General features: G+C 38.2%; 14 protein-coding genes. 12 read left to right on the forward strand and 2 right to left on the reverse strand.

What is annotated here, in order from left to right; genetic code table 11:
* Nucleotides 1–147 precede the first annotated feature (147 nt).
* The 12 genes from VIG73_RS06015 (at nucleotide 148) to VIG73_RS06070 (ending at nucleotide 17,270) form a co-directional block, all read left to right on the forward strand.
* The gene (locus VIG73_RS06015) at nucleotides 148–2,385 is read left to right on the forward strand and encodes a 5'-nucleotidase C-terminal domain-containing protein (protein ID WP_331639987.1); all 2,238 of its coding nucleotides are present in this window, start codon (nucleotides 148–150) and stop codon (nucleotides 2,383–2,385) included.
* A gap of 73 nt (nucleotides 2,386–2,458) precedes the next feature.
* Nucleotides 2,459–6,277, forward strand: a complete 3,819-nt coding sequence (locus VIG73_RS06020; protein WP_331639989.1) for a chitobiase/beta-hexosaminidase C-terminal domain-containing protein — start codon at nucleotides 2,459–2,461, stop codon at nucleotides 6,275–6,277.
* Nucleotides 6,278–6,500: 223 nt separating this feature from the next.
* Nucleotides 6,501–7,355, forward strand: coding sequence for a M23 family metallopeptidase (locus VIG73_RS06025; protein ID WP_331639990.1), 855 nt, complete (start codon nucleotides 6,501–6,503; stop codon nucleotides 7,353–7,355).
* Nucleotides 7,356–7,933: 578 nt separating this feature from the next.
* Complete coding sequence (gene spoIIID / locus VIG73_RS06030) at nucleotides 7,934–8,221, forward strand: sporulation transcriptional regulator SpoIIID (RefSeq protein ID WP_331639991.1); 288 nt, start codon at nucleotides 7,934–7,936, stop codon at nucleotides 8,219–8,221.
* A 500-nt stretch (nucleotides 8,222–8,721) separates the two neighbouring features.
* The gene (locus VIG73_RS06035; RefSeq protein WP_331639993.1) at nucleotides 8,722–9,723 is read left to right on the forward strand and encodes a rod shape-determining protein; all 1,002 of its coding nucleotides are present in this window, start codon (nucleotides 8,722–8,724) and stop codon (nucleotides 9,721–9,723) included.
* 57 nt (nucleotides 9,724–9,780) lie between these two features.
* A complete protein-coding gene (locus VIG73_RS06040) occupies nucleotides 9,781–10,584 on the forward strand; it encodes a flagellar hook-basal body protein (RefSeq protein ID WP_331639995.1) in 804 nt (267 codons plus the stop codon).
* A 156-nt stretch (nucleotides 10,585–10,740) separates the two neighbouring features.
* On the forward strand, nucleotides 10,741–11,571 hold the full coding sequence (locus tag VIG73_RS06045) for a flagellar hook-basal body protein (RefSeq protein ID WP_331639997.1): 831 nt from the start codon (nucleotides 10,741–10,743) through the stop codon (nucleotides 11,569–11,571).
* An 85-nt stretch (nucleotides 11,572–11,656) separates the two neighbouring features.
* A complete protein-coding gene (locus VIG73_RS06050) occupies nucleotides 11,657–11,980 on the forward strand; it encodes a DNA-directed RNA polymerase subunit beta (protein WP_331639999.1) in 324 nt (107 codons plus the stop codon).
* 86 nt (nucleotides 11,981–12,066) lie between these two features.
* Nucleotides 12,067–12,486 carry a 3-hydroxyacyl-ACP dehydratase FabZ gene (gene fabZ / locus VIG73_RS06055; protein WP_331640001.1) on the forward strand — a complete coding sequence of 140 codons (420 nt, stop codon included), beginning with the start codon at nucleotides 12,067–12,069 and terminating at the stop codon, nucleotides 12,484–12,486.
* A gap of 229 nt (nucleotides 12,487–12,715) precedes the next feature.
* Nucleotides 12,716–12,904, forward strand: a complete 189-nt coding sequence (locus tag VIG73_RS06060; RefSeq protein WP_331640003.1) for a hypothetical protein — start codon at nucleotides 12,716–12,718, stop codon at nucleotides 12,902–12,904.
* A gap of 415 nt (nucleotides 12,905–13,319) precedes the next feature.
* Nucleotides 13,320–14,189 (forward strand): efflux RND transporter periplasmic adaptor subunit, encoded by an 870-nt coding sequence (locus VIG73_RS06065; RefSeq protein WP_331640005.1) that lies wholly within the window; start codon nucleotides 13,320–13,322, stop codon nucleotides 14,187–14,189.
* A 3-nt stretch (nucleotides 14,190–14,192) separates the two neighbouring features.
* Complete coding sequence (locus tag VIG73_RS06070; RefSeq protein WP_331640007.1) at nucleotides 14,193–17,270, forward strand: efflux RND transporter permease subunit; 3,078 nt, start codon at nucleotides 14,193–14,195, stop codon at nucleotides 17,268–17,270.
* A gap of 61 nt (nucleotides 17,271–17,331) precedes the next feature.
* Here the strand turns inward: VIG73_RS06070 and VIG73_RS06075 are convergent, their stop codons facing one another.
* On the reverse strand, nucleotides 17,332–18,798 hold the full coding sequence (locus tag VIG73_RS06075; protein WP_331640009.1) for a TcaA 3rd/4th domain-containing protein: 1,467 nt from the start codon (nucleotides 18,796–18,798) through the stop codon (nucleotides 17,332–17,334).
* Nucleotides 18,799–18,847: 49 nt separating this feature from the next.
* Nucleotides 18,848–20,314, reverse strand: a complete 1,467-nt coding sequence (locus VIG73_RS06080) for a zinc ribbon domain-containing protein (RefSeq protein ID WP_331640011.1) — start codon at nucleotides 20,312–20,314, stop codon at nucleotides 18,848–18,850.
* Between the last annotated feature and the right edge of the window lie 77 nt (nucleotides 20,315–20,391).

The raw sequence follows: 20,391 nt of genomic DNA on the forward strand, positions 1-20,391 counted from the left end.
TAAGAAAACACTCCAAATTGCCTTGAAATATAAAAATAATCATGATAATTTTAAGAAAGTTAACACAGATTTTACACTCTATTGACTTTTGTTTAATACAGCTTTGCTAGACTGAAGTAGGGATAATAAAAACAAGGAGGAACATTCGTGAGGAAAAACAAGATTTATCAAGCATCTCTCAATCTACTATTGTCGATTTTACTCATTGTATCGTTCATGCCTCTTCATGCATTAGCAGAAGAAGCTGGGGCAAATGAGTTTGACTTAACGGTCATGCATATGAACGATACCCATGCACATGTTGAAGCATTACCAAAGATGTTGACAGCCATTAAACAAGTTCGCGCTGAAAAAGAAAACACAGTACTTTTACATGCAGGGGATGTGTTTTCAGGAACGCTTTACTTCAATGAATTTAGTGGACAAGCAGACTTAGCCCTTATGAACCTGATGGGCTTTGATGCGATGGTTTATGGAAACCATGAGTTTGATAGAGGTTCTAGTGAAGGTGGTCATAAATCATTAGCGGAATTTGTAGCAGGAGCAAATTTCCCATTACTAGGGACGAACTTAGACTTTTCAAGCGATCCTTATATGGTAAGCCTCGTTGAGAATCCAGGAAAATTCGTCGAAAATCCAGAAGGCGGAAAAACATATCACAGTATCGTTAAAGAAATTGATGGAGAAAAAATTGGTATTCTCGGTTTGACAACAGAAGATACGCCAGCGATTTCCAGTGCTGTACAAGTACAATTTCTCAATTATATAGCAGAAGCTAAAGAAGCTGTAAAGCAATTTGAAGAAGTCGGTATTAATAAAATTATTGCCGTCACACATCTAGGTTATGACAGTAACCCAGCAGTCGGAAATGATTTAGTCCTTGCTGAACAAGTAGAAGGAATCGATATTATTGTTGGCGGTCATTCCCATACGAAATTAACTGAGCCAACTGTTATTGAAGGTAAAGAACCAACTGTTATCGTTCAAGCAGGACAATACGCAGAGAATTTAGGGAAATTAGATGTCACATTTGATGAGAACGGTGTGATTACAGAGCATTCCGGCGTATTAATTGCAACAGAAGATAAAGCTGATGATCCAGAGGCAGCGGAGGCTTTAAAGGAATTTAGTGATGATATAGAACAATTGAAAAATAAACCAAGTGGAGCAGAAGCAAAAAAAGATTTACCAAATCCACGTCAAGAAAAATCAGGTGACGACAGTGTTCGTGCAAATGAAACAGAACTTGGCAACTTAGTAACAGATGCCATGTTAGCAAAAGCAAAAGAGAAGTTCCCAAAAACAGTCATTGCTCTTCAAAATGGTGGTGGCATTCGTGCGCCAATTAATAAAGGACCAATTACGACTGGCGAGATCATTAGTGTCCTTCCATTCGGAAACGACCCTGTTGTTGTGACACTGACAGGAGCTGAGCTAAAAGAAATTTTAGAACATAGTGTTCGCCTTGCACCAGGAGAAAACGGTGGCTTTTTACATGTATCAGGCATGCGCTATAAATATGATAGTGCACAAGAAGCCGGAAGCCGTGTCCTAGTCATGGAAGTTAAAGAAGGCGACACATACGTACCGATTGAAGAGAATAAAGAATATATGATTACAACGAATCAATTTACAGCAATGGGTGGCGACGGATATAATACTTTTGCTAAAGCCTATGCTGAAGGTCGTGTAACAAATATCGGAGAAATTGATTGGGAGCAATTAAAGGATTATATGGTAAATGAAGAATATTTAGATGGTCAAGTCGATCCTGTTCGTGAAGGACGTATTATCGACATTGCCCGTGATGAAATCGTATGGGGGCAAGTCGCACCAATTGAAATCTCGCCTGAAGCAACAGAAGTTGAAGCAGGAACAATGATTGGGTTAACAACAGCTACTAAAGATGCAACAATCTACTATACGATGAACGGTTCAGATCCATCCGAAACAAATGGTTATCTGTACGACGGTCAAATAGAGATTGATCGCGATGTCACCATTAAAGCGATTGCTCTTAAACACGGCTATTTACCAAGTGACGTAGCAGAATTTACATTTACAATTAAACAAGATTCAAAAGAACCAACAGATCCAAATGACGATAACAACAAAGACGATGGCAACAAAGATAAAGGTAAGGGATCTGACAAAGGAAATGATCATGACGACCAAAAAGATGGTGGTAACGGAACAAATAACAAAAACGACAACACAAATGATCCGAAACCATCAACGAACGACACGAACAAAACAAACGATGGAACAGGTGGAAATAAACTACCAAACACAGCAACACAAATGTATAACTTCATGCTTTATGGCGCCATTTTACTAATCATTGGTGCAAGCATCGTTATATATCGTAAATTTAAAACGAACTAAAAATAGACAAGGCCTTTTATTCCAATTGTATAAAAGGCCCTTTTTTTCTAAATCATTCAAAGGAGATAGATGCATGCGAAAAACGGCATTTCACAGACGTCAGCAAAAATTGCTCGCGTACGTATCAATCATCGTATTATTAATCTCTAATTTAGCATTTGTTTCACCGACACAAGCAAATGAAGGCGTTATTTCTGTAGAAGAAGCGATTGCAAATAATAGCGGTACAAAAACAGTCGAAGGTTATGTTGTTGGATTTATTAAGAGCCAGACAAATGTTACGAATGATCCATCTGAATTTACAGCCGATACAAACATGGCCATCGCTTCAAGCCCAACTGAAACAAATCTTGATAACATGTTATTTGTACAAATAGCAAAAAGTTTCCGGGCGGAATTTGGTCTTCAGTCCAATCCAGATAACCTCGGAAAAAAGGTGCAAGTAACAGGTAGTCTAGAACCATACTTTACTAAACCCGGATTAAAGTCTCCATCAGCTATGACTTTTGTAGATGATACAGAAGCACCAGACCCTGGTGAAGAACTAGAGCTGATAACGATTAAAGAAGCTCGTGATCAACAGACTGGCGACGTGAAAGTTAAAGGTGTTGTCACGGCTAAGCTAAAGAATACGATTCACATTCAAGATGATACAGCGGCATTAGCCATCCGTCCACCAAATTTAGATGTCGAAATCGGTGATGAGGTATCAGTTTCAGGAACACTACAAGAATATCGCAATCTCTTACAACTAGACCAAACAACAATCGAAGAAAAACATGGAAAACGAGCTGTTGCAGCGAAAATCGTAACAGGTGAAGACGTCAACAATGAAGAAAATGAATCAAAACTCGTTACAGTGAAACGTGTCACATTGACAGCCGATCAACAAGGCAATGGCTGGGCGAATTATGAAGCAACAGACGGCACAGAATTCGTTGTAAGAGACGAACAAGACAATCTCGGTTTGGAAATCGGAACAACTTATGATTCCATAACAGGCATCATCACGCAATTCGATGATATATACCAAATCATTCCGCGTAATCAACAAGATATTATTCAAGATGAATCACGTGTACGACCGGTTTATGCGACACCGAGCCAAGGGGAAGTTCCAATTGGTACTGAAGTTGCATTGAAGTCTAACACTGAAGGGGCACAAATTTATTATACATTGGATGGCACCGATCCCTCAGATACAAATGGTGAACGATATCAGCAACCACTTGAAATATCAGAGGACACAACAATTAAAGCGATTGCGATTAAAGACGGACAAAAGGCAAGTGAAGTAACAACTTTTGTTTATACCGTTTATGATCCTGCTAAGAAAATGCAAATCCATGATATCCAAGGTGCTGGTCATGAATCACCATTAAAAGGCACTGTTGTTACAGATATTGAAGGAATCGTCACTTACACGTACAATATTCGTGGTTCCCATTACTTCCATATGCAAGCTGAGGAAGAAAATTACGATGATAACCCGCATACGTCCGAAGCGATTATTATTTATACTGGAAGAGCAGAGAATATATCAGTTGGTGACCGTGTTGTAGTTGAAGGGAAAGTTGATGAATACTATATTGACGGTTATGATGATCGCCAACAAACGGATTTGTCAGTGACACAAATCAATGCCCGTGATGATCGTGGAGGAAGTATCGAAGTTGTTGAAAGCAATGTCGACTTACCGGCACCCGAAACGATAACATCTATTGATATTCCAGAACGAATGATTGGTCCAGATGGATTTTCAACATTTGATCCTGAATTAAATGCGATTGATTTTTGGGAAAGTTTAGAGGGGATGCGTGTCGAAGTCGCACCATCTAAAGCCATTGCACCACAACAACATGGAGATCTCGTTGTTGCAACAGAAGAATTTGCAACTGAAACGATTCATGGTGGTATCCGTCTAAAAGAAGATAAAGCGAACGCCCAGTTCATTCAATTTAAATTACATCCGAATGTGACAGCACGCGGCTTCAAAGTGAAAACGGGTGACCAATTGACAGGGCCAGTCACAGGTGTTGTCAATTACGGCTTCCAAAATTATAAAGTGTATGCTGATTTAGCTGATGTCGAAGCAGTTTTTCAAGAAGGTTCAACTGAGCCAAAGCAAACAAAAATTGAAAAAGACGAGGAAAAATTATCAGTTGCAGCCTATAATGTTGAAAACTTCTCAGCTAATACGCAAGAAACATCACATGAAAAGGCAAACAATATCGCTAGAGCCATCGTCCAAGATATGCAATCACCAGATATTATTGGCTTAACTGAAATTCAAGATAATAATGGAACAGAAGCAGGCCCTAATAATGCAGACGCATCTGAAACATATCAAAGACTCATTGAAGTCATTGAAGAAGCAGGTGGACCAACATATGATTATGTCAACATTAATCCAGCATACAATGAAGACGGTGGTGCACCGAATAGTAATATTAGAGTCGGTTTTATTTATAATCCTGAACGTGTGTCATTAAAAGATGGCGCATCGGGAAGCGCAACAGATACCACTACGTATGAAAACGGTGAACTGTCACTTAACCCAGGTCGGATTAGCCCGACAGATGAGGCTTTTATGAATTCACGAAAACCACTCGCTGCCCAATTTGAATTTGCTGGTGAGAGTGTTGTCGTTGTTGCTAATCATTTGAATTCCAAACGTGGTGACCAACCATTATTCGGTAAACACCAACCACCACAATTAAAAAGCGAAACACAACGTATGAAACAAGCAGCGTTAATTAACAATTTTATAAAGGAAATTAAAGCAGATAACCCAGAAGAAAATGTCATCGTCTTAGGGGATATGAATGACTTCGAGTTTTCTAATCCATTGCAAACACTAAAAGGCGAAGAACTAACGAATATGATAGACTTTGTTCCGGAAAACGAACGCTATACGTATATCTATCAAGGAAACTCTCAAGTGTTAGATCATATTCTTGTATCAAATCATCTTGCTATGCAGACCGAGGTTGACATCTTGCATATCAATGCGGATTTCACACCAATGCATGGTCGAGCAAGTGACCATGAACCCGTCTTAGCACAAATTGACTTGACGGCTAATGAAGAACCAACAGAACAAGTAGCCACAGTCATTGCATCACATGAATCAGGTGAAGTAGACTTAGGTACCGAAATCGAATTAATGACAGCGACAGAAGATGCCATCATTTACTACACAACAGATGGAACCGAACCAACAGCAGCAAACGGCACACCATATGATGAGCCAATTGTCGTAACAGAAGATATGTTAATTAAAGCGGTTGCTATTAAAGATGGATTTTTACCAAGTGATGTGACAACATTTAACTATACAGTTAAACAAGATGTACAAACAGGTTCACTCATTATTCGCCATATCGAAATAGATGAAACCGGTCAAGAAGTGCGTGAGTTATCAGTTATCAAACAAACGGATTTAAACGTTGGAGAAACATACGTTACAAAACCATTAGAACTTGACGGCTATTCACTTGTTGAAGTAGATGGCGAGGCAACAGGTACAATCATAGCTGGTACAACAACGATCACCTATAAATATGCAAAAGATGATCAGGATGACAAACAAAAAAACCCAGTCCCACCTGGTCATAAAGACAAAGATAAGAACAATGGTAAAAAAGATAAAGATCATAAAAATAAAGACAAAGGTAAAGGTAATAAAAACAAAAATAAGAACAAAGGTCAGCATAAAGGACCTCAAAACAAGAACAAGCGTGCCAATGATCAAGCAAAATATAAGGGAAAAGGACAGAATGGTAAAAAATTACCCAACACCTCTACCCAAACGTATAATTTTTTATTTGTTGGTGGTAGCCTCATATTGATAGGTTCAACATTTATAATATATAAACGTCGAGATGCGTAAGTCTAAAGCTTGTAGGAATGATTCATTCCTACAAGCTTTTTAATGACAATTAAAACTAGCACATCATCACCTAGTAATCTATAGTTGTTTTTGAAAAAATTCCCCCCCATAATCAGCGCCAAAGCAACATTTTGTAACAAAACTTATGAAAATCGTAAAAAAATTGATGATAGAGGTATAGTTTATAAGTTTTCTGAACAGAATGGTTGCTGAGGTGATGAATATGAAAGAAGAAAATAAAGGCACTCCTAAAAATGCATGGAGTCGCCTGTATCGTAAAAAGTGGTTTTTTCCAGCGGTTTATCTAGGTGCTGCAGCCCTTCTGTTAACTCTAGTTATTTGGTTCCAAGGTGGAAATAAGCAACAACCAGAGGCTGAAGGAGATCTCTACAAGCCAAATGAACATAATCAAGAGGCAGTACCTGTCGTTGATCAAGATGAAGTCATTAAAATGCCAGTCAAAGACGGTGCACAAATGGAAGTAGCTACGAAATTTTATGACTATGATGCAGATCAAAAAGACCGTCTAGCCGCATTAGTTTACCACAATAGTCGCTATTATCAAAGTACTGGAATTGACCTTGTTGCAGAAAATGGTGAAACATTTGAAGTACTCGCTGCTTTAAGTGGAACCGTTTCCGAAGTCAAAGAAGATCCACTCCTTGGAAATGTCGTCAGCTTAGATCACGGGAACGATGTTATGACCTATTATGCGAGTCTCGCTGATGTTGATGTCAAAGTCGGTGAGAAAATTAAACAAGGTGATGTCCTCGGCACAGCGGGAAAAAACTTATTTGGAAAAGACCATGGTAACCACGTCCATTTTGAATTAAGAAAGAACGACAAAGAAGTCAACCCAGAACTTTACTTCAACCAACCAGTAAGTAAATTAGATGAGGTTGTCAAAAAGGACGAAGGAGAAAATCCAGTTGACGCTGATGAAAATGGTGACAACCCTGCTGATGAGAACGAGGACAATCCAACAGACGAAGATAAAGCAGATGAAACACCAGAAACCGAAGACACAGACCACGACGAAACAAACCAAACAGATAAAGAAGAAAAACAAGATCAATAATATGATTGGTAAAATCCCGAATCCATCTGTGATTCGGGATTTTTTTCGTTTAGAAAAACAATCGCGCAATCCCGGGCCAAAATCGCTCCACCACCGTAGATTAGAATCGAGCAGTACACCCCGAAAATTGCGCGCTGCGCCTCAAAATCCAGCGATAGAATAACCACACCAAACCAAGGTCAAAAACTCTCATCTCAAAAAACAAAATTCCCCCCACCACCAAAATTAATCATAATCTTAGAAATCCAATAATAAAATATTACAAACCAAGTACACGATTATCATCTGAGGTGAAGCTTGTGTGGCTATATGTGAAAGTTAATTTTCATTAATTGAGATACATATTACATTTTCTTTTAGTACTCATAGCATGTTTATCTTTTATTTTTCATGATGTTAATTTTGACTCATTCAAAAATGTCCTGTAAAGCAGTCGCTAAGAGAGTCTGTTCCTAGAGCGATGTTGAGCCACCATGTCATATGACTTATGAAAAAAAGCAATCTGAAAACAGCATCATTAACTAACCTTGTCTCACTCCACACCTCAGAATTAATGACATCATAGGGAGGAGAACGGTGTGCACGATTACATCAAAGAAAGGACGCTTCGAATCGGGTTTTATTATGTGGAGACGAGGAAGACAGTCCGGAAAATTGCGAAAGAATTTGGTGTGTCTAAAAGCACAGTTCATAAGGATTTAACAGAACGATTACCTGAAATAAATCCTGAGCTTGCGGCGAAAGTAAAAGAAATCCTTGAGTATCACAAATCAATACGACATCTTAGAGGAGGTGAAGCGACACGACAAAAGTATAAACTGAAATCATTGGAAAAGAAACGAGAAACAGAAGCCACATCACAATGAATGCTTGAAGTCAATCTTTCTCCTGACAACAAAAAATAAAACAACAGTTTCCTTTCTGCTTGTAGGAAAATCTTTTCCCTACAAGCTTTTTCAATTATTTACGAACGAACCAAATACTCACTAATTATCAAAAATCAACATCCGCTTCAATGATCTGTTCAGTTTAACGAAGAAAAAACCTTAAGTAACTTCAGCTCCTGTCACCCAGCGATATTTGCACTTATCACAACGAATAGATGAAATGGATGCCGCCGTTCCATTTTTTACTGAAATCCTAATTAAATAGCCTTTTGTTCATATTTATCTTCATTTAATTTAGCCAAAAATCCTCAACATCGGATCCGAAATTCCCCAGTAACTAAAAAAACGACAATTCTTTACAATTTATCTAAAGTTTCTTGGATATTATGCACTTAATTGTTTCAATTTGTGGTAAAATATGATATTAGTTGCATATATAGTTTACAGGCGAAATGAAGATAATTAGGAGGAACCAGACGATGTTTTCGCGAGATATCGGAATTGACCTTGGAACGGCCAATGTGTTAATTCATGTTAAAGGAAAAGGAATTGTTTTGAACGAGCCTGCCGTCGTGGCTATGGATCGAACGACTGGAAGAGTTTTAGAAGTGGGCGAAGAAGCACGCCGTATGGTTGGGCGTACGCCTGGAAATATCGAAGCCATTCGTCCGCTGAAAAATGGTGTTATTGCAGATTTTGACGTCACAGAAGCAATGTTAAGACATTTTATCAATAAGATTAAAGTACGCGGATTTTTATCTAAACCACGCATGCTTATTTGCTGTCCGACGAACATTACAAAAGTAGAACAAAAAGCGATTAAAGAAGCAGCCCAAAAATCCGGCGGTAAAAAAGTATACCTAGAAGAAGAACCGAAAGTCGCAGCGATTGGTGCTGGAATGGAAATCTTCCAACCGAGTGGGAACATGGTTATCGATATCGGTGGTGGAACAACTGATGTAGCCGTTTTATCAATGGGTGAAATTGTCACATCTGAATCCATTAAAATGGCCGGAGATACTATTGATCAAGATATTCTACAATACATAAAAAAGGAATACAACTTGCTCATTGGGGAACGAACAGCAGAAGATATTAAAATCAATGTCGCGACCGTATTTCCAGAAGGAAGAGACGAAAGCATGGATATTCGTGGTCGTGATTTAGTGACAGGATTACCACGAACCGTGACAATCCACTCTAAAGAAATTGAAGAATCATTACGAGAATCTGTCTCTATCATCGTCCAAGCAGCAAAATCAGTTCTTGAACGGACACCACCTGAATTATCAGCGGATATAATTGACCGCGGAGTCATTTTAACTGGTGGTGGCGCACTTATTCATGGTATTGATCAATTACTAGCAGAACAATTAAAAGTTCCTGTCCTTATTGCTGAAGAACCAAAAAACTGTGTTGCCAAAGGAACCGGTATGATGCTAGCAAATATCGATAAGATTGAACGCAAGAAAATTATTTAACCAATGTAAAAGCAAAACTGAAAACGCTTAGCTTACAGGGAAAGGGATGTATGAATCGTGTTAAGAGGTTTTTATACGGTAGCTAGTGGGATGATTGCACAACAACGTTATCAAGAAGCATTATCTAACAATATCGCGAATGCGAACACACCAGGATACAAAGCTGACCAAGCAACATTTCGCGCATTTCCGGAAATGCTGATGCATGAAATCAATGCGAAACAACTTCCAGTTAAACACGGAATGCATGTCCCAACAAAGCGCCCAATTGGTGGCTTAAACACAGGTGTGTATATTCAAGAATATGTTCCAAATTTTAATCAGGGAGATATTCGTGAAACAGGCCTAAACACTGATTTAGCCCTTATTCAGGAAAATGTACCTGATGAGAATGGTAGCTTCTTTTTTGCTGTACAAGATGAATCGGGTGATATCCGTCTTACGCGTAACGGGAATTTCACGATCGATGGTGAAGGATACCTTGTGACAACACAGGGCTATTATGTGTTAGACAGTAACCAAAATCGGATTTTCACAGACGGCTTAGAATTTATCGTTTCTCCTGAAGGTCAAGTACAAACAGATAATCAAGTGTCACAATTAGATATTCGTTATGTTGCTGATGCCCATACATTAGAAAAAGAAGGCAACGATTTATATAACGGTGAAACAGATGCGATACCTGCTGCTGCACAATTTCATATTCAGCAGGGTTTCTTAGAACAGTCAAATGTCAATACGCTAGAGACGATGACACAAATGATGGAAGCATATCGTATATTTGAAACGAATCAACGCGTATTAAAAGCATATGATGAAAGTATGGGGAAAGCAGTTAATGATATTGGACGGCTTGGTTAAGAGTAGCTTCCTTGAACATGATGAAGATGACAACTGATTGGATGACATGATATTCATTTATTTTTCATCCATGTTTTAGGCTTCAAGACGATTATTTCCATATTTCACATAGCTAATTTTTTGGAAAAAAATAGACGAAATGGAGAGAAAAGCAGTATGTCACGTATGATGATACAAGCAGCAGTGACGATGAATCAACTGCAAAATAAGTTGGATACCATTGGCCATAATTTAGCAAACAGCCAAACAACTGGGTATAAAAGTCGTCAAACCGAATTTTCTTCTCTATTATTTCAACAAATCAATAATATGACAAATCCCGCGAATGCTGACGGCCGACTGACACCAGATGGCATCCGTGTAGGGTCAGGTGCTAAATTAGGTTCGATTCAGCGAAATTTCGCTATTGGATCAATTAAAGAGACAGACCGTGTATTAGATACTGTCTTGCTTAAAGAAAATCATTTCTATCCTGTGCAAGTTGATGCTTCAGGTAATATTGAGACTCGGTACACAAGAGATGGTGCGCTTTATTTACACCCGACAGAAACAGATGGTATACTACGACTTGTCACATCCGATGGCCATCCCGTAATAGGATTAGCCGGTCCGATTGATATTGAAGAAGGGTTCGATGATTTATCCATCCGTTCAAATGGCGCTATTTACGTCACACGAAACGGTGTAGAACAATTTGTCAACCAGCTGTCCATTGTTGAAGCCATTCGCCCACGCGTACTCGAGGCTGCTGGTGACAATTTATTTCGACTGCCAGAACTTGAAGCTCTCGGCTATAACGAGGCTGATATCATTCAGGATGCAGATTTTACCAGTGAATTAGTCCAAAGTCACGCATTAGAACAATCGAATGTAAACATGGCAGAAGAAATGACGAATCTAATTACAACACAGCGCTCTTATCAAATGAATGCGCGCACGATTACAATGGGCGATCAAATGATGGGATTAATTAACCAAATACGATAATGAAATTTTTCATTAATCATTAAATGATATGGTATAATAACCGTATTCTAATAGATGTAGATGAGAGAAAGAGGCGAATTTTGCCATGGGAACAAAACAGTTAGAAAAACCAGCAACAAGAAGAGAAAACAAACAAAGAAAGATAACGAAAGCATTACCAGAAAATGAAACGCTTTCGCGAAAAGAACGCAAAAAGAGCAAAAAAGCAACGAAACGAAAGACAAAAAAACCGCGTCGCCGGATTTTTCCAATTTGGCTCCGTTTAATTGTGATTGCTATCTTAGCGGCAGCTGCTCTTATTGCTGGTTTGATGATTGGATATGGTGTTCTTGGAGATGGCGAACCGAAAGATGCCTTAAAAATAGAAACATGGCAACACATCCTTGATATCGTTAATAAAGAAAAATAATTTCAACTGAAAAAGCTTGCATCTCCATATGTTGCAAGCTTTTTCTCTCAACATACATAAAAGAAAAAAATGAAAGGAGTTATGACATGGATATCGAACAAATTAAACAAACGATTCCACACCGTTACCCATTCTTGCTTGTTGATAAAGTATTAGAAATGGAAGAGGGAAAACGCGTCGTTGGTATGAAAAATGTCACAGCAAATGAACCATTTTTCCAAGGGCATTTTCCAGAATATGCCGTAATGCCGGGTGTACTCATCGTTGAAGCACTTGCCCAAACAGGTGCTATCGCGATGCTAAACATGGAACAAAATAAAGGGAAGATTGGCTTCTTAGCTGGTATAGATAAATGTCGTTTCAAACGTCAAGTTAGACCAGGCGATACATTGAAACTTGAAGTCGAAATTCTCCGTATGAAAGGCCCAATCGGTAAAGGCAAAGGCGTTGCCACTGTTGATGGTGAAATTGCCTGTGAAGCGGAAATTATGTTTGCGATTAAATAATGAAGCGAGCGTCTCATCAGTCGTGATTTTCGACATGAGGCGCCTTTTTAAAAAGTATCATCCTTTCGAAACTCCAATACATCCACATCAAGCATGGTATTCAATATTTTCCTTTCATCTTCCTCAACTTCACTTAAGTTTTCCAAAATAACCCGCATGACTTTTTTAAAGCGGGACAAACTAATCATTGTAAACCATTACAACACGATCGTTTGAAGGAGGGATTATGATGAAAAGTAAATGGTTAGTTCGTCTACTCGTTCCATTTATGGCTCTGACCGTTTTTACGGCATGTGCTGCTCCAGATAATAATAACAATGATGGTAACAACAATGCACCACTCGATCAAAATGGTGATAACGGCAACATCAATCAAGACAATGGAAACGATATGGGAGACAACAACAATAATCGATAGGGCATTTTTTGTATCATAGAGGGCATGGTTAAAATACATATGCTCTCTTTTTTTCTGCCCAGAATTAATAACACTCATTTTATGGTATCAATAAAAACTCATTCTATCAGAGTGTAAACTAATGCAAATTCATGCAGCTAATAGTACAATTATCTTAAAACCCATCACACTTGATAAATAACGACGATGTGACTACACTAGAAAGGTAAATGAACTACTCGCAAGGAATAGCCACCATTATTCAAACCAACAAAGAAATAGCTTACATAACATGGACCTACATTGAATAATAGTAGAGATAGTAAACCAGTCTTAAATTTTACCATAATCATTGTCATCATAAAATTATGAAACAATAATCCAGCTTAATCGTATGATCAATAAGAAAACGAAAAAGAAACGAGGAGTCAAACGGATGAAGAAAACACGCTATTTGCTAATTGCCATATTCATACTTACTCTATTTAGCGCATGCACAGATAAAGATGAAGATACAGAAAACGTAAAATCGAAAGAAAGAGAAACCCCTGTCGAAGTGGCTGAGGTGACTAAAGGGGATCTCGTTGTTGAACAAACCGTTTACGGAAGAACAGCACCACAGACAACGACACCGATTATGCTACAAGCAGCAGGAGAAATTGATTCCATCGAAAAAGAAGAAGGATCCGATGTGAAAAAAGACGACGCTTTATTTGTCGTGAAAACGCCTTACGGTAAACAAACGATCAAAGCACCAAAAGATGGAACACTCGTTAATTTCTCCAAAAAAGAAGGGGACACTGTTTCAACAGAAGAACCAGTCGCACTCATCGCAGATTTAGAAACATTAAATGTCAGTTTTTCCGTCACAGAAAAAGACCGTGACCATTTTAAAAAAGACCAAACATTACAAGCGACTTATAATGGTAAAAAGGAAAAAATTACGATTACATCAATTGGCACACTACCTGGCGATACTGGGCTTTACCCGATTGAAGCAACAATTGAAAATAAAGACAACAAAATCGTTTCAGGAACCATTTTAAAAATGACCGTTCCAACAAAACGGATTAAAAACACATTAAAAATACCGACTGAAGCACTTGTTGAAGAAGCAGGGGAAACATTCATTTATATTGCTAAAGATAATAAAGCAGAAAAAGTAAATGTTACGATTAAAGAAACACAGTCTGACTATACAGCCGTTGAAGGAAAACTAAAGGAAAAAGATCAAGTCATCGTTAATGGCCAATTAACGTTAACTGATGGAAATAAGATTAAAGTCGTCGAAGAAAGCGGGGAATAGATCGTGAAATTAGTAAACACTTCTGTTAAAAGACCAGTCGGTGTCATCATGATCGTCCTTGCTATCATCGCACTAGGTGTTGTATCCGTACGAAGCCTAGTCGTTGATTTATTCCCAAAGATTGACCTACCCGTTGCCGTTATAGCGACAACCTATGAAGACGCGGCACCACAGGAAGTCGAGAACTTAGTGAGTCGCCCGATTGAATCAGCGATTAGTTCTGTCGAAGGAATTAACACGATTCAATCACAGTCACAATCAGGTAACTCACTCGTTTTAATGATGTTTAATAACGGGGTTGATTTAGACCAAGCCCTCCTTGATGTCAGAGAACGAGTAGACCAAGTGAAAAATATGCTGCCCGACCAAACAGGCGACCCGAATATTATGCGTTTTAGTCCGGACCAATTGCCTGTTATGTGGCTTAGCTTAACTGGAAAAGATGCTGCTGTCTTAACAGAACTTGCCGATAACCAAATCGCACCATTTTTTGAACGTCAAGAAGGTGTTGCTTCCGTAACGATTGATGGGGCAAAAGAACGCGAAATTCAACTCATACTTGATGAAGCGAAACTGCAACAATATGGTGTGAGCCCACAATTGATTACCCAAGCAGTCAGTAGTCAGAACCGATCCGTATCTGTCGGTTCCGTCGAAAAAGGAAATAAAGATTTACAACTCCGCGTCGTCGGTGAATATAAATCTCTTGAAGATATTAAAAAAACACTCATCCAATCACCAACAGGTGCGAAACTCCATGTCGAAGATGTTGCAACGGTAGAAGATACATATAAAAAATCAACGTCCGAAACATTAGTCAATGGTGAACCAGCCGTTGTGTTATCGATTATGAAAAAGACAGACGCCAACACAGTCGCAGTTGCGGATGAAATTTTAAATAATCTTGATGAAATCAATAATAAATTAGCGTCAGACGTTAAACTTGATGTCGTCATCGACACATCTGAATTTATTAAGCTATCGATTGACTCCGTTATTAAAAATATCCTTATCGGTGGAGTCATCGCGATATTCGTCTTACTGTTATTTTTAAAAAGTATCCGGGCAACGATTGTCATCGGATTATCGATTCCGATTGCTGTTATCTCTACTTTTGCTCTCATGTATTTCACCGGGCAAACATTAAACGTCTTAACACTCGGTGGATTAGCACTCGGACTTGGAATGATGGTCGACAGTTCGATCGTTATTTTAGAAAATATTTACTCGTATCGTCAGCGTGGATACAGTCTTTTCGAATCTGCAACAAAAGGTGCATCCGAATTAGCACCAGCGGTTATTGCATCAACGACAACGACATTAGTCGTCTTTTTACCAATTGTTTACGTAGAGGGAATTGCATCTGACTTATTTACGCCACTTGCCTTGACCGTGTCGTTCTCACTGATTGCATCATTAGTTGTCGCCGTTACACTTGTACCGATGCTGTCATCGAAATTACTCGCCCGAGCAATGGAAAACCACGGACGACGATATTGGTTTAATCGCTTGCTTGAGCGAATGAATAATGGGTATGCCCGTGCCTTGAAACGAGTTTTAAAGTATCGTAAAACAACGGTAACTGTTACGATTTTAGCCATTGTCGGAAGTTTAGTTTTGATTCCATTTATCGGTGCGGAATTTATACCAGCAGCAGATGAAGGACAAATGGAAGTCACAGTAGAAACAGCACCTGGAAGTTCACTTGAACATGTCCAGACCATAACAGACCAAGTCAATGAAAAACTAGAAAAATACGAATCAGTGATTGAAACGAACTTCGTCACCATCGGTTCAGGTGGATTTGGTATGGGTGGTTCATCGGGGAATAAGACATCCTTTATGATGCAGCTTGTTCCAAGTGATGAGCGTGATAAAACGACAACCGAAATTGTCCAAGATATAAATGCCGACTTACAATCGATTGTCGGTGCAGAAATAAAAGTGAACGAAAGTCATGGTGATATGTCAATGGGGGACCCGATTACGATCGAACTTAACGGACCCGACCATGACACGCTTCGAGAACTCGCTGATGATGTCGTGAGTGAAATAAGTACGGTTGATGGCATCTATAACCCAGAAACAGCAGCAAACGAAGCCGTACCACAAATGCATATCGTCGTGGAAAAAGAAAAAGCCGCCCTATATGGATTGACACAAGATGATATCTTAAGTCAAGTGCAAATGCAATTTACAGGCCAAGTCGCCACAACATACCGTGAAGAAGGCCAAGAAATGAATGTCACTCTTCTCTATCCAGAAGACGAGCGACAAGAGATTAGCGATTTACAAGATATGAAAGTAACGTCTCAAGAAGGGACAACTGTCCCATTAGAAGAAGTGGCAGAATTTAAAGAAGTTCAGGGTCCTGTCTCGTTATTACGGCAGAATCAACAACCACAAATGAACGTCACAAGTGATATCGTTGACCGCGATTTAGGAAGCGTTCTTCAAGATGTGGAAACAACGCTTAAAGATATGGAAAAAGGTTTCCCAGAAGGTTATAGTTATAACATCGGCGGGCAAGCCGAAGATATGGTCGAGTCATTTGCTGATTTAGCAAAAGCTCTTGTCTTCTCCATTTTCCTTGTCTATGCCGTCATGGCCATCCAATTTGAAAACTTCCTATTTCCATTTATCATTATGTTTTCAATGCCAACGATGGTTGTCGGTGTACTCGGTGGATTATTCATTACAGGCTTACCACTAAGTATTCCAGGCTTTATCGGAATCATCATGTTAGCCGGTATTGTCGTCAACAACTCGATCGTACTTGTTGACTATATTAATATATTACGGCGCCGTGGTATCGAAAGGTACGAAGCGATTATTCAAGCAGGAAAAAGCAGGCTCCGTCCAATCTTAATGACGACACTGACGACAATATTAGGTATGGTGCCAATCGGACTCGCACTTGGTGAAGGAGCAGAAATGCAACAACCATTAGCGATTACGATTATCTTCGGACTCGGCGTATCCAGTATCTTTACACTGTTACTCATCCCAGTCGTCTACACATTTTTTGATGATTTAACAGCAAAATTAACACGCCGCAACAAAAAGGAAAAAGAAGCATAAATAAAAACACCGCTTATCTTAATCTTAGGATAAGCGGTGTTTTATGTTTGTTATGAGAGTGTTATTTGTTTTTCTTAGACTTCGGTTTTTTATTGATTTCGTATATTGGATCATTGTCAGACATGACAAAAGCATTAAAATTCCAATGATCGACTTTCCATTCTTTATCCTTTTCATCATATAGCAATGTAATATCAGCACCACGTTTATATTCATGCTTACTTTCATCTCTAGATTGCCAACCGCGTGGGCCATTCGGTTCATAATAAGTGAACATGGCACTAATCGTAAAGGCGTAAACACCACGCTCTTTATCATACTCCGGGTCTTTATAGCGATGCACACGGTATTGTCCACTTAATAACGTACTCTTATATTTCGGATAGTTTTTTTCTACATCTTTAATATCTTTTTCTAATAGTCTTTTAAAATTGTTCGTCGACAATTTATCATTAAGTGGTTCTGTACTTCGTTTGTTTATTGATTTCATATAACTATCCAGAACGTGATTAATCGTTTCGATAATTTTTTCTTCTTCTTCCTCTTGAATTGATGAAACATGATCAAATTTTAAACGATGCCCGACTTCATTTAGGATAAGTTTATCGCTTTGAATCGTTCCCCAAGGAAACTCCTTCTCCAGATAAACGGAAATGTTTTGGTTTACTGGAGATGGACCAAGCGATGTGTCGCCTCGGTTAATCACTTTATCAGTCTTCTTATCATCAATGTAAAGCGTTGCTTCATCTTTAAATTCAGAGTAAATCACAACTTCTTCTAATTCCATCTCGATTTCAGCAAGAACAGCTTGTGAATCAGTCTGAAATAGATCACCAACAAATGATTCCTCAGTCGAGAAGAATTCTCCTTCTAATTTAGCAATGATTTCATACGTTCCTGGCAGATAAGGACCAAAGTCTTTTTCATACACCCCTGATTTAGGCGTTGTCGTTACTTTTTTATCTTCAATAAATATATCGAGTTCTTGATCCGTCGTTGAGATGCGAATAAAGGCAGGCACAACAACAAATTGATAATGATCAAAGATAAGCCACTTTTTACCGACTTTCTCAAAATTTATCGTCGCATACGTTCCACTCGTTGAGATTCTTTCCCCGTGAGCTGGTTGATTAGCTTGCTCTTCAAATTGTTCTATTAATGAATTAAAATCATCATTATTTTTATTTAAATACGATACGAGAAATGCTGTGTTTTTTTCGTTAATCGGTACAGGTTCATCACCAGGTACGAGCATAGCTGCTACACTTTTTACATCCTCATTTATCACGGCTTCTTTAAAAGCCTTAATCTGTTGGTAAGGATCGAACTTCGATTTCCCAATCCGAAAAAACACGGACCCAGCAATGACCAGTGCTAAAGTAATGACACCGATTAGGACTGCTTTTTTTACCGACCACCCATTTTTAAAGAAAAATTCCTTTTTCTCCGGTTTTAAATAACTCCCACACTCCGGGCAGATTTCTTCTTTTTTATTTGGTAATTGAAAACCACAATTATGGCATTGCAATCGCTTGCACTCCCTAAACAATTATTTAATGAACTAATTCGTATCTAGCTTATTTCTTCTTGTTTTTCTTAGACTTTGGTTTCTTATTAATCTCATAGTAAGGCGTATCATCAAAGGTAAACATATGAGCTTTTTTCCAACTATCAACTTTCCATTCATTGTCTTTTTCATCATATATCATAGTAACTGTTCGTCCACGTTGATATTCATGATTGTTGTCACCATCGAAGAGTTTACCCAATGATCCATTTGGTTCATAGTAAGTGAACATCATATTAACTTCAAATACATAGGCATCTTGTTTTTCATCATATTTAGGTTCCTGATAAAAATCATTTCTATAATGTGCGCTTAACAATGTTCCTTTATATTTTGGAACTTCCTTTTTGACACGTTTCAAATCTTCATCAAATAATTCTTTAAAATTATCTGTTGTTTGTTTGTGTAGAACAGATATATCTTTTTTATTTAACGCTTCTGTATAACTATTAAAAACATCATTGACAAGACTAACAATTTCTTCTTCTTCAGTCTCTATAATTAATCGCAAATTATCAAAATTTATTTCTGGCCCTTCTTCATTTAGTGCTTTTTTGTCAGATTGAATCGTATCCCAAGGCATCTCTTTTTCGACATGGAATGTAATTGGTTCATCAAGTGGGAACTGTCCAATCAACTTTCGTCCTCTTTCAACTGTAATATCTGTTTTCTTATCATTAATGAAAAGTGTTGCCTCACCTGAAAAGGGTGAACTAACATGAACTCGGCCTATATTCATTTCAATTTCAGCACGAGCAACGTCTTCGTTCAAGTCAAATAATACAATATCCTCTTTTTCTTCAGCATCAAAATATTCACTTTCTAATTTGCCTTTTACTGTATACTCTCCAGGCATATATGGACCGTATTTCTTATTATGTGTTCCATGTTCAGATGTTGTATCCACTTTCTCATCATTAATTAATATATCAATCTCACTATTAGCTGAGGAGATATGGATATGTGCTGGTACGACAACAAAATGATATTCATCAAAAAAAAGCCATTTCTTTCCACCTTTTTCTAAATTAATCGTTCCGTAGACACCATCTGTATAAGATTTTCTTCCTTTCTCATAATCAGAAGCTTGATCTTCAAGACGTTCGATTAATTGATTGAAGTCATCATTATTATTCTTTAAATAATCTACAAGTTTTTTTGTGTTATCCTCAGTTATCTCTAATGAATTCTCACTTGATAAAAGCATCGCAGCAACATCTTTCGTTTTTTCATCCAAAACAGCTTCCTTGAAAGCTTGTATTTGTTTATTTGGATCGAACTTTGCTTTTCCAGTTGTATAGAAGACAGATAAAATGATAATGACAGCTAGAATAGCACCACCAATAAAGAATGGTTTTTTTCCTAATTTTTTCTTTTCGCCTGTTTCTTGATTAGTTTGTTTTTCTATAAAGCCACCGCAATTTGGGCAAACATCTTCATTATTAGTTAATTCATGACCACAGTGTTGACAGTTCAATTGAACCCCCTCCTATATCTTAATTTGTATAAATATTTTAACAATAATCGCCAAATAAATAAATGCGACTATGAGCC

The sequence above is a fragment of the Cerasibacillus sp. genome (assembly GCF_036516575.1).
GTDB lineage: Bacteria > Bacillota > Bacilli > Bacillales > Amphibacillaceae > Cerasibacillus.